The sequence below is a fragment of the Alteromonas sp. G4i35 genome (assembly GCF_054960375.1).
In genome coordinates this window covers 1-12428 of record NZ_JBHNZD010000030.1, presented here as the reverse complement: position 1 = coordinate 12428, position 12428 = coordinate 1, and the positions used below count along the sequence as shown (strand labels likewise).

Below are 12428 nucleotides of genomic sequence, written 5' to 3'. Positions count from 1 at the left end.
TATGACTTATCACGAAATTCAGACCTTTGTATTTCGCGAGGCGCGGTTACTTGACGACCGTCAATGGGATGACTGGCTAATGTGTTATCACCCAAAGTGCGAATATTGGATGCCAGCATGGGATGATGATGATCAATTAACCAACGATCCTCATAAAGAAATTTCACTCATTTATTACCCCAATCGCAATGGTTTGGAAGACAGAGTATACCGCATCAAGACTGAGCGTTCTGGCGCGAGTATGCCTGAGCCGAGAACCACGCATCAATGTAGTAATTTAGAAGTACTGAACCAAGACGAGACAACAGCGGAAATCCGCTACAACTTCAATACGCTAAGCCATCGCTATCGCGAGACATCACACTTTTTTGGAACTGTGTTTTGTTCGTTGGATATCAGTGGCGAAACGCCAGTTATTACGCGTAAAAAAGTGATTTTGAATAATGATTACATCAATCAGGTTATTGATGTATATCACCTGTAAAGGCGGAGAATTATTATGTCTTTCAAAGTAGCTCTTAATTTCGAAGACGGTGTAACGCGTGTTATCGAGTGTAATGATGGCGAGACAGTACTCGACGCCGCCTATCGCCATCAAGTGAAACTGCCAATGGACTGCTCTGATGGTGTTTGTGGAACCTGTAAAGGTAGCTGCAAGCAAGGTACTTACGAATTAGGTGATGAATATATCGATGAAGCGTTAACCGACGATGAAGCTGCTGATGGGCTAATTCTTACCTGTCAGATGCAACCTCAATCAGATGTGGTGATTTCTATTCCTGCATCCTCTTCACTCTGCGCATCAGGCCCGCAAAGCATTACAAGCACCATTACCAGTGTAAATGCATTGTCAGATACCACCATTGAATTAAATGTCGCTTTGTCTGCGCCACTTGATTTCTTGCCTGGTCAATATATTAACTTGGGGCTGCCAAACTCAGATGAGACCCGAGCGTATTCATTTAGCTCTTGCCCGGGAAGCAAAGATGCAAGCTTCCTTATCCGCAATGTGCCTAATGGCCTAATGAGTACTTACTTGAGCAAAGACGCAAGTGCAGGAGATGTGCTTCCCGTAACCGGTCCACTAGGTAGCTTTTACTTGCGCGCAGTAGAGCGCCCAGTACTTATGCTAGCAGGCGGAACAGGGCTTGCCCCTATTCTTTCTATGCTTGCGTCGCTTGTGCAGGCTCCAACAAGTCAACCTGTGTATTTACTCTACGGTGTGACTAATGTGGATGACTTGGTGAAGCTTGAAGCCTTACAAGAATATGCCGAGGCATTAGACAACTTTAGCTACGCCACTGTCGTCGTTAACCCAGATAGCGCACATGAGAAGTTGGGTTTTGTTACTGATCATATGGAAAGTGTTCCATTTGCACTTGCTGATGCCGATGCATATTTATGTGGACCTCCGCCGATGGTTGATGCCGTGCGTCAATACTTTAAAGATGCGGGCACAAATCCATATTCGTTCCACTACGAAAAATTTAACCCCAGCCAGCCTAAAGAGGAAGCCGCATGAGTTTGCGCTTCGATGAGCAGGTCATCGTAGTTACTGGCGCAGCGCAAGGCATTGGCCTTCGCGTTGCACAACGAGCCTCTATTGAGGGAGCTAAGTTGGTATTGGTTGACCGCTCAGCGCATGTTCAACAGATTGCCCAGTCACTCAATGAAAACGGTGCGGATGTTATTGCTGTAGAGGCTGATTTAGAAACCTATGAAGGTGCGCTTAATGCTATGAATACGGCATCGGCGCATTTTGGGCGAATCGATAAGCTTATCAATAATGTGGGGGGGACCATTTGGGCCAAACCCTACGAGCATTATCAAGCTGACGAAATTGAAAAAGAAGTTCGTCGCTCGTTGTTCCCCACGTTGTGGTGTTGTCGCGCAGTATTACCGGCCATGTTAGACAACGGAAAAGGCGCCATAGTGAACGTGTCTTCGGTTGCAACTCGTGGTGTAAACCGCGCGCCTTATGCCGCGGCAAAAGGGGGCGTGAATGCACTGACAGTGTCACTTGCCTTTGAGTACGCGCAGCACAATATTCGTGTGAATGCCACGGCACCAGGTGGAACCGACGCGCCTCAGCGCATTATTCCGCGCAACGAGTCTACACAAAGTGAGCAGGAAAAAATTTGGTATCAGCAAATTGTCGATCAGACCATTGATACCAGTTTTATGTCTCGTTACGGCACCCTAGATGAACAAGCATCTGCCATTTTGTATTTAGCTTCAGATGAAGCCAGCTATATTACAGGAACTATTTTGCCTGTTGCTGGTGGAGATTGTGGGTAAAAAACAAGAATAAAAAGCCGCTTTTAAGCGGCTTTCTTTATGAGAAAAGAGTTATGAGTAATGCATTAACCGCATTAATAAACAATGCAAAATTTAACCGCTTTCATTTGCGCACGTTACTGCTGTGCGCACTGATTATTATATTCGACGGCTACGACTTAGTTGTGTACGGCGTAGTGCTACCTGTATTAATGGAACAGTGGTCATTAACACCTGTACAGGCAGGCGCGTTGGGTAGCTATGCGTTATTTGGAATGATGATTGGGGCAATTATTTTTGGACAATTGGCAGATCGCATCGGGCGTCGCTTGTCTATTGCTATCTGTATTGCACTGTTTAGTGGTTTTACCTTCATCAATGCTTTTGCGTCCAATGTGACCGAGTTTGGTATATGCCGCTTTATTGCCGGGCTAGGCATTGGTGGAGTTATGCCTAATGTAGTTGCGCTTATGAACGAGTATTCGCCTAAAAAAATGCGCGGAACTCTGGTGGCCATTATGTTTAGTGGCTATTCTGTCGGTGGTATGATGGCGGCTTGGTTAGGCATGCAAATGATTCCACAGTGGGGGTGGCAATCGGTTTTCTATGTGGCTATTTTACCCCTCGTGTTACTTCCTTTAATTCTTGCCTTTTTACCTGAATCACTGGCGTTTCTCATTCGTCAGGGAAAAAGAGACACCGCCAAGAAAATCATCTCGCGAATTGCACCTTCAAATACAGATGTGCCTCTCAAGGGCGAGGAAGACGATAGTGTAGTAGCACCAAGCCATTTTGGCGTTAAGCAACTCTTTAACGGTCAAAATGCGTTGCCTTCTATTTTGTTGTGGTGTGCGTTCTTTTGCTGCTTACTGATGGTATACGCATTAACGTCTTGGTTACCTAAACTGATGAATAATGCAGGGTTCTCGTTGGGGTCTAGTTTACAATTCTTACTAGTGCTTAACGTTGGTGCTATTGCTGGTGCTATTTATGGCGGGTGGCTTGGCGATCGTTCTAATTTGCCTAAAGTACTCACCTTCTTCTTTATTGCTGCTGCGGTATCAATCACCCTTATGGGCTTAGATATACCAAGCTTTGTGCGCTATTTGGCTATTGCTGTGGCGGGTGCTGCAACAATAGGTAGTCAAATACTCTTATATGCCTGTGCAGCGCAGTACTATCCGTTACACATTCGTTCTACCGGCCTTGGTTGGGCATCGGGGATTGGCAGAAACGGCGCTATCGTAGGACCCTTACTGGGTGGCTATTTATTGTCAGAACAGCTTGAACTACACCTTAATTTCATGGTGTTTGCTATTCCAGGCATTATTTGTGCGCTTGCCATGGGGATATTTTATTTTCACCAACATCGCGCCAGTAGCGCAAAACATATAAGCGATCTACAACCTAACGTTGTTGAAAACGCTTAATTTACAAAGCGTGTAACATCACTGTTTACTCGTTCTGTTATACCTACTACACGCATCTCAAACGGAAATATGTAGTTTAAGTAAACCGCGTTCCCAAGCTGTGCTATTCGCAGGCAATTTCTTGCGGGTAGCACGGCAACCAATGGAGTGACTTATGCAAAATCAGCCTACTTTCATTTCTTTTCCACCGTTAAAAGACTGGTCGTTGTCTGCCGCAGTAGCGGGGCTCCTTGCTTCGACAATGGGCTATGCAGGTCCACTGGTTATCTTGTTTCAAGTTGCCGAATCGGCGAATTTGAGCAGTGAGGTACTGACTTCTTGGATTTGGGGGATGTCTATTGCTAGCGGTTTACTATGTGGTTGGTTTAGCTTGCGCTATCGCATGCCCTTGCTTTTTGCATGGAATGCACCGGGTTCTGCCTTGCTCGTCACCTTAGTGCCGGGTATGCCGTGGAGCGATGTGATAGGCGCGTACATTATGTCTGGTGGCATTTTGTTGTTATTGGGAGTAACAGGGGCATTTGAGCGACTAGTGAACCGATTGCCTTTGGCCTTAGCTGCGGCATTGTTGGCAGGAATACTGGTTAACTTCTCTCTGGATCTCTTCTCTAAAATGACACAAGCGCCTTTACTGGGGCTAGTGATGTTCGCAGGCTATATTTTATTGCGTCACTTGCTGCCGCGTTACGCCATCATGCTTACCGTTGCTATTGGGGTAGGGGTACTGGCCTTAAACTATGATTTGTCATTTCAACAAGTTGACTGGCAAATATCAACACCCAATTGGTACATGCCTAGCTTCTCACTCACTGCATTATTTAGTATTTCAATACCGCTTATGCTAGTTGCTGTGAGCGGCCAATTTATTACTGGTATCGCCATACTAAAGCAAGACAAGTATTCACCACCGTCAAATCAGATTGTTGCAGGTAGTGGGCTTATGAGTATCTTGTTTGCGCCAACGGCATGTCATGGGGTGAATTTATCTGCAATAACCGCTGCCATTTGCACTGGCCCAGATGCCAACCCCGACCCTAAAAAACGCTATTTTGGCCCTGCTGTCGCCATGCTGTGGTACATTATGTTTGGGCTATTTAGTGCCGCGCTAGTGAGTGTGATTCAAGCGTTTCCTGCTGAGTTTATCGCAATGGTGGCCGGTATTGCACTTTTGGGGGCGCTGGAAGGGTCACTTTCTACAGCATTAAGCCAACCTGCAGATCGAGAAGCGGCGTTGTGTACCTTTCTTATTACCGCATCGGATTTGTCGTTATTAGGGCTTTCCTCCGCGTTTTGGGGGCTAGTCATTGGCGGCACTATCATTGTTGTTCAGCGCTATCTTAAAAAGTAACACCAGCAACAAAAGTAACACCGCTCCCAAGCAATTTGGACCCGCCTAATGGCGGGTTTTTTATTTATTTTTTTCCTTTATATTTGCTCATTTTTAATTATTGGTGAATTAATTTATAAATAATGAACAAGTTGTGGCGTGTAATTTTTGTCTATAAGAGCTATCAATGCTCTTCCAAATCTGCTTGTAATTATCAATTAATAACAATGGTTTATATGTTTTTCAATGCATTGTTGTTCAACCTATATACCGCAAAGCCATACCCGTTAAGTATTGCGAGCCACTCATTTGGTATTGGTTTGTGATTTATCTTCACAGTAAGTTCCTTGTTTAGAAACAATTGCATAACACAAAATTTACAAAGATGGGTTGCCTTAACGTCAGTTGTTTCTGTTTATCACACACATGCTTGGCACATTTACAACGGAGAACTGAATGAATACTTTAAAACAAAAAACACTCATCAAGCCCCTACTTGCCTCGTCACTATCGGTTGGTTTAGCGCTTGCTAATGGCGCAGAGGCAGCGAACCTAGCTGACACCGAGGTGAAATTCTCTGGTTATATCAAAGTTGACGCAATGTATAGCGACTACTCAAACGGTGAAGGTGTTGGCCCTGGACGTGATATTTACGTACCGTCTTTGGTACAAACGGGCGCCACAGACGATGGGCTAGGTGGCCGATTTGATGCGCACGCGAAACAGTCTCGTTTCAGATTTACTACCAATACGCCAGTAGACGGTGAAGACGTCATAACCGGTGTGTTTGAATTTGACTTTCTATTGACATCTGGTGGTGATGAGCGAGTGAGCAACTCCTATACGCCACGTATGCGACATGCTTACTTGAAATACAACAACTGGCTAATTGGTCAAACTTGGTCAACTATCATGGACCTAGGCGCTTTGGTTGAATCAGTAGATTTTATTGGTACAACAGACGGTGTGGCTTTTACTCGTCAACCACAAATTCGTTATTCAAATAACGGTTTTGAAGTGGCGCTGGAAAACCCTGAGACAACCGTTGGCACTACCACTACCGCGCAAATTACGACAGATGACAATTCTGTACCTGATCTCATTGGTACTTATACGATGAAAGCCAGCTGGGGTCATGTGAAAGTGGGCGGTATCTTGCGTCAGCTTGCTTATGAAACACAAGGCGAAGATTACTCAGACACGGGTATTGCACTATCGCTTTCATCGCGCATTAACTTGAGCAATGGCGATGATATTCGCATTCAAGTAGCTAGTGGTTCGGGCTTAGGTCGTTATGTTGGCGTAAATGCTGCCAATGGTGCCTTCCTAGACGATGAAGGTAACTTTGATGCCATTGATGCATCCGCGGTTACTGTAGCTTATCGCCACTTGTGGAGCGAAAGCGCTCGTACCAATCTTATCTTCTCTTCATTAGATGTAGACACCGTCGAAGGCATGGTGGGCTCGCGCACACATGACGTTTACAGCACGCGCATTAACTACATCTACAACATTACTAAGCCGCTATCGGTTGGCTTGGAATATACCTACGCAAAGCGTGAAACTGTTGACGGTTTCGACGGCGATATGAGCCGCGTTCAAGCAATGGCGAAATACGCTTTTTAACATTCACCTACCACAATACGAGTAACTTACCATGATATTTAAAAATAAAACGCTCAGAAAAGTCGTCTTGGCCAGTAGTGTGATGGCGACAAGTGTGTTGTCAGGTATGTCTGCACATGCCGACGAATCGCCCATAAAAATTGGCGTAATGCTGCCATACAGTGGTGTTTATGCTGGGTTGGGTGAGGCTGCTACTAACGGCCTGAAACAAGCCCTAAAAGAAAAGGGCAATACTATTGCCGGTCGCCCTGTTGAATTCATCATTAGCGACACTGAAGCAAAGCCAGCACGCGCTCCAGAGTTAACCTCTGCAATGACCGATAAAGACGATGCCGATTTCATTATTGGCCCAGTTCACTCAGGGGTAGCAATGGGCATGATCAAATCGGTTAGAAACAAAGACTCTATCATGATCATTCCCAATGCAGGTGCTAACGCTGCAACAGGAGCATTCTGTCAGCCGAATGTGTTCCGCACGTCGTTTTCGTCTTGGCAAACTGCTTATCCAATGGGTAACCAAGCCATTGAAATGGGCTATAAAAAGGTGGTGACACTAAGCTGGAACTACGGGTTTGGTAAAGAGTCGCTTGCCGCGTTTTCAGAATCATTTGAAGCAGCTGGTGGCGAAGTGGTTAAGGAAATTTTCGTACCGTTTCCAAAAACAGAGTTTCAGTCTTACCTAACTGAAATTGCCTCAATAAAGCCTGATGCTGTATTTGTGTTCTTTGCCGGTGGTGGCTCGGTTAAGTTTGTTAAAGACTACGATGCCATGGGGCTTAAAAGCAAAATTCCACTTATTGGTTCTGGTTTCCTAACCGAAGGCACCATTGAAGCGCAAGGTGAAGCCGCTGACGGCCTATTCACCACACTACACTATGCCGACACCTTGGATAACCCTAAGAACAAAGCGTTCAGAGCCGAGTATTTGTCATTGTACAACAAGCCTGCTGACTTATACGCCGTTCAAGGGTATGACGCCGGTCAATTGATTATTCAAGCCGTGGAAGCAACCAAGGGTAATACCGCTGACAAAAAAGCTCTGATAAAGGCAATGGAAGGTATTGAAATTGATAGCCCGCGCGGCAGCTTCCATTTCTCTAAGGCGCACAATCCAATTCAAAACATCTATTTAAGAAAGGTTGAGAACGGAGAAAACGTGGTGGTTAAAACCGCTGCAGCGAACCTGAATGACCCAGCACGTGGTTGTCGTTTATAAGTTATTGCAAGTAGGGAAGCCCACGGGCTTCCCCATAGAGGTATAAAAATGGAAATGTCGCTTTTCCTCGTGCAATTACTAAACGGTATTCAGTATGGGCTGTTACTGTTTTTGGTTGCATCAGGTCTCACATTAGTTTTTGGCGTTATGGGTATCTTGAACCTTGCTCACGGCTCTATGTATATGATTGGCGCTTATTTGGTGTATTACTTTGCCGCCATGACAGACAGCTTTTGGTTAGCTGTGGTCATTGCTTGCAGTATTGCTATGGTCATAGGCGTAATTATTGAGCGCTTTCTAATAGTGCATTTATACAAGCGCGACCACCTTGATCAGGTACTGCTAACGGTTGGTTTAATCTTTATTTTTAACGCGGCACAAAGCTTCATTTGGGGTAACGACCCTCTGGGGGTTGATGTACCTGAGCTGCTGTCATCGTCTATTCAAATTACCGATATCGTTGAATATCCGGTTTATCGCTTGTTCCTGTCGGTATTGTGTGTGGGTATTGCCATAGGCATGTATTACGTCATCAACAATACTAAGCTTGGCATGATGATCCGCGCCGGTGAGTCTAACCGAGAAATGGTTGAGAACTTGGGCGTGAATATCGGCACATTATTTACCGTCGTTTTCGCCGTTGGCGTTACCTTATCTGCCTTGGCCGGTATTGTTTCTGCGCCTGTGGTGAGTTTAGTACCTGGTATGGGCGAACGCGTACTCATTTCATGCTTTGTTGTGGTGGTGATTGGGGGAATGGGCTCGATAAAAGGGGCTTTTGTGGCGGCCTTGCTAGTAGGCATTGTTGATACGTTCGCATCTGTGCTGTTGCCCGGCATGTCGAGTATGACAATTTACTTGCTAATGGCACTTATCCTTATTTTTAAACCACAAGGGCTTTTCAAAAGTTAAGGTTGTACGATGTCTGTATTTTCTAGCAAAGCTGAAAAAGTATTTATTTTTGCGTTTTTCTTTATTGCCTTGGGTATCCCCTTATTTTTCAATGAGAACACGTTTTACGTAAACAAAATCTCCACCATGCTGATTTTGTCTATTTTTGTTATGTCTTTGGACTACTTGGTGGGAAGAACTGGCCTTATCACCCTTGGTCACGCCATGTTCTACGGCTTAGGCGGATACTTATTTGCCATTATGCTCCCCGAATACGAAGTGGTTAACTTTTGGTTGTATACCTTTTATGTCATGGCCGCTAGTGGTGCTATTGCACTTATTGTTGGCTTAATTGTGCTAAGAACTAGCGGTATTTATATGATCATGATAACGCTGGCATTGGCGCAAATGACATTCTATTTCTTTGCCGACTCAACGGAATACGGCGGCTTAGACGGGTTATTTATTTATCTAAAACCCGAAACCAGCATTTTTGGTTTAAATTTCTTAGATTTAGATAACGAGAACCACTTCTATTACCTGTGCTTGCTATCGCTATTTAACTGCTACGTGTTTTGTAAAGTTAGTTTGCATTCTCGGTTTGGGCGTGTGATTGACGCAATAAAAGAAAACCCTGAGCGTGCCACTGCACTTGGCTACAACATCTTTTACTTCCGTTTAGTGTCGTATGTATTGTCTTCATCACTTGCCGCTTACGCAGGCTACTTGTTCTCGCTTCAATACGGTTTTGTTAATCCAACCATGATGGGTTGGGAAGTCTCTGCTTCTGCATTAGTAATGGCTATTTTAGGTGGTCTAGGCACTATTTTTGGGGCAATTCTAGGTGTATTCGTTTATGAGAGCTTGCACTACGGCATTGAACACATGACCCAGTATTGGATGTTTTGGATGGGCTCGCTCATCATCTTAATGGTACTGCTACTAAAAAGTGGTATTGCCGGGCTAATTGAGCAGTTAGTCGGAGGGAAACGCAAATGAGTGAATGTATCTTACAAGCTGAAAACCTTTCAAAGCACTGGGGCGGATTAAAAGCGCTCAACGAATTTAATATTAAGTTTTACGACAAATCGCTGCATAGTATTGTGGGCCCTAATGGCGCGGGAAAAAGCACCCTGCTGAATATATTGTGCGGTACGTATCCGGCAACTAAGGGTGTGATTTTGTATCGAGGTGAAAATATTACGGGCCTGAAAAGTTATCAGTTCTGCCGCAAAGGAATAGGGCGAAGTTTTCAGAAAACCAATATTTTCAAAGATGCCACATGCTTGGAAAACTGTTGCATTGCCGCCCAGCAACGAGTGGGTAGCAGCTTTAATATGTTTAAGTCGAAGCATTCAAGTAAGCATGTAACTGCGATTGCCCAAGATGCCCTTGAACAGGTAGGGCTATTGAAGCAAGCCAATATCAAAGCCAGCGCCATTAGTTATGGTGAGCAGCGTCAGCTAGAAATTGCCATGGTATTGGCGACCGCCCCCCAAGTACTTTTACTTGATGAACCAATGGCGGGTATGGGCCATGAAGAGTCGCTTATCATTATTGACCTGCTTAAGTCGCTGAAAAAGCGCTACTGCATTGTGCTGGTAGAGCACGATATGGATGCCGTTTTTGAGCTATCTGACCTAATGACCGTGATGGTGGACGGGCAGCATTTGATCACCGATGTGGTAGATAACATTCGAGCAAACCCTTTAGTTCAAGAAGCCTATCTAGGCAACGATGACGAGGTATTTTAACGTGACAGACAACATTCTAGAGGTAAAAGGCATTCATACCTTATACGGAGAAAGCCATATTCTGCACGGAATATCTTTTGCCATTAAAAAAGGGCAGACCGTAAGTATTATGGGTCGCAACGGCATGGGTAAGTCCACAACATTGAAATCTATTTTGGGTATCGTAAAGCCGCGTAGTGGCGCTGTTTTGTACAAGGGCAAAGAAATTGGTGCTCTTCCCACGTGGAAACGCATGCGCAACGATATTGCCTATGTGCCAGAAGGACGGGGCATGTTTCACAACTTAACTGTGAAAGAGCACTTACAAATGGCCGCGCGAAAAAACTCGCGAGGTGAAGCGCATTGGACTTATGCGAAGGTGCTTGAGGTGTTCCCTCGTTTAAAAGAGCGCTTAACCAATAAAGGCACTCAACTCTCTGGCGGTGAGCAGCAAATGCTAGCTATAGGTAGGGCGCTTTTGACCAACCCAGATTTACTGATACTCGATGAAGCCACAGAAGGCTTAGCACCACTTATTCGCAGAGAAATTTGGGATGTTATTCGCAAAATTAAAGAAACCGGTGTGTCGACCATTATTGTGGATAAAAACATTAAGGTATTGCAGACGCTGTGCGATCAGCACATTCTTATTGTGAAAGGGAAAGTGCAATTTTACGGTGACTCGCAAGCCCTTGAGGAAAATCGCGCATTTATTGAAACCAATCTTGCGGTTTAATTACGCTGTAATGCGGTGAGAAGCTGGGGTAGCATGACGCCCACTTGGATGAAGAGGCAGCAACACAATGGATGACGACAAAGCAATTGCAACCCGAAAGGGTATTGGCTCTCTAGAACTAGGGCTTGAGGTTTTAGAGTTAATCTCTGAGCACAGCGGCCCTATCTCGCTTACTAAGTTATCTGAGCTGGCAGAAATGAGCCCCAGTCGACTTCACAAATACTTGGTTAGCTTGACCAAGCTTGGTTATGTGTCGCAATTAGACAATGCCAAATACATGCTTTCAAACAGCAGTATTCGCTTAGGTATGTCGGCACTAAAACATTCAAACCCCGTTCAGGTGGCCTTTGAATATGCAGATAAGCTTCACCAAGAATTAGATAAAACCATTACTGTAACCATTTGGAATGGTGATGTACCGCTAGTGATAAAGTGGTTAGACTCCAGTCACTTTTTGGCGGTGAATATCCGTTTGGGCTCAGAGCTGTCGCCGTTTACCTCTGCCGCTGGGCGTATTTTCTTATCCCACCTACCTAAACTGCGATGCAAGACGCTAGTTGAACACTACTACGATTCCCCTGCACCTATGCCACGCTACATGGGTAAGCCTATAAAAAAAGCGATGTTCTACGAATTGCTAGAAGAAATAAAAAAAAGCAACTTGTGTTGTTTTAAAGAAGATTTCTTGCCAGACATTAATGTTGTAAGTGCACCTATTTTTAGTTTAGATGGTTCGGTAAGCACTGTTATTAGCTTGGTGGGCAACAGCAAGGAAACCCCAGTTAATGCAAAAAGTATATATGTACAAGCCGTGAAAAAGGCTAGTAATGAAGCTACCCGTAAGATATCTGGACAGCTTAGAGCAACCTCAGAATGTTACTCTTTTTAAGTTCAGCCTTTAATGATAAAAAAACGGCTTTACTCCCAACTTGGCTTTTTTAGACATGAAGTTATGCATGTGTGACTTTGTAGAAGTGGTGTACACTAATACTCCAACTACATTTATTCAATGCGCTAATAATACTGCTCTTAAAATTAGCATTTGTCCTAGAAGGTAGATATCTGAGCCAAAAGGAGCATGCAAACGAAAAAGCTAAAGGGACTTAAAACTTGGGTTCAGTTATGAGATGAGTTTGATAAATTATCATTCATTGAAACTAGTGAAATCAAAAAATAAAAACCGACTTAAAAG

12 protein-coding genes are annotated in these 12428 nt (G+C 44.5%); all 12 read left to right on the top strand.

Annotation, left to right across the window (positions count from 1 at the left end; all coding sequences use genetic code 11):
- Position 1: 1 nt before the first annotated feature.
- The 12 genes from benB (at position 2) to ACFI6L_RS17535 (ending at position 12125) form a co-directional block, all read left to right on the top strand.
- On the top strand, positions 2-484 hold the full coding sequence (benB, locus tag ACFI6L_RS17590) for a benzoate 1,2-dioxygenase small subunit (protein ID WP_014977314.1): 483 nt from the start codon (positions 2-4) through the stop codon (positions 482-484).
- Between the two features lie 15 nt (positions 485-499).
- Complete coding sequence (gene benC, locus ACFI6L_RS17585; RefSeq protein ID WP_014977313.1) at positions 500-1522, top strand: benzoate 1,2-dioxygenase electron transfer component BenC; 1023 nt, start codon at positions 500-502, stop codon at positions 1520-1522.
- A complete protein-coding gene (locus ACFI6L_RS17580; protein ID WP_014977312.1) occupies positions 1519-2298 on the top strand; it encodes a 1,6-dihydroxycyclohexa-2,4-diene-1-carboxylate dehydrogenase in 780 nt (259 codons plus the stop codon). The genes benC and ACFI6L_RS17580 overlap by 4 nt, the downstream gene beginning before the upstream one ends.
- 53 nt (positions 2299-2351) lie before the next feature.
- Positions 2352-3707, top strand: a complete 1356-nt coding sequence (locus tag ACFI6L_RS17575; protein WP_044583902.1) for an MFS transporter — start codon at positions 2352-2354, stop codon at positions 3705-3707.
- A 154-nt stretch (positions 3708-3861) separates the two neighbouring features.
- Positions 3862-5055: a benzoate/H(+) symporter BenE family transporter gene (locus ACFI6L_RS17570; protein ID WP_342340846.1), complete on the top strand. Its 1194-nt coding sequence runs from the start codon at positions 3862-3864 to the stop codon at positions 5053-5055.
- Positions 5056-5490: 435 nt separating this feature from the next.
- Positions 5491-6660, top strand: a complete 1170-nt coding sequence (locus tag ACFI6L_RS17565; protein ID WP_342340845.1) for a DcaP family trimeric outer membrane transporter — start codon at positions 5491-5493, stop codon at positions 6658-6660.
- 31 nt (positions 6661-6691) lie between these two features.
- On the top strand, positions 6692-7876 hold the full coding sequence (locus ACFI6L_RS17560) for an ABC transporter substrate-binding protein (RefSeq protein ID WP_014977308.1): 1185 nt from the start codon (positions 6692-6694) through the stop codon (positions 7874-7876).
- Between the two features lie 48 nt (positions 7877-7924).
- Positions 7925-8788: a branched-chain amino acid ABC transporter permease gene (locus tag ACFI6L_RS17555; RefSeq protein WP_014977307.1), complete on the top strand. Its 864-nt coding sequence runs from the start codon at positions 7925-7927 to the stop codon at positions 8786-8788.
- Positions 8789-8797: 9 nt separating this feature from the next.
- Positions 8798-9766 (top strand): branched-chain amino acid ABC transporter permease, encoded by a 969-nt coding sequence (locus ACFI6L_RS17550; RefSeq protein ID WP_342340844.1) that lies wholly within the window; start codon positions 8798-8800, stop codon positions 9764-9766.
- Positions 9763-10521 (top strand): ABC transporter ATP-binding protein, encoded by a 759-nt coding sequence (locus ACFI6L_RS17545; protein WP_014977305.1) that lies wholly within the window; start codon positions 9763-9765, stop codon positions 10519-10521. Before ACFI6L_RS17550 ends, ACFI6L_RS17545 begins: the two co-directional genes overlap by 4 nt.
- Before the next feature lies 1 nt (position 10522).
- On the top strand, positions 10523-11236 hold the full coding sequence (locus ACFI6L_RS17540; protein WP_014977304.1) for an ABC transporter ATP-binding protein: 714 nt from the start codon (positions 10523-10525) through the stop codon (positions 11234-11236).
- 67 nt (positions 11237-11303) lie between these two features.
- On the top strand, positions 11304-12125 hold the full coding sequence (locus tag ACFI6L_RS17535) for an IclR family transcriptional regulator (protein WP_014977303.1): 822 nt from the start codon (positions 11304-11306) through the stop codon (positions 12123-12125).
- Positions 12126-12428 lie beyond the last annotated feature (303 nt).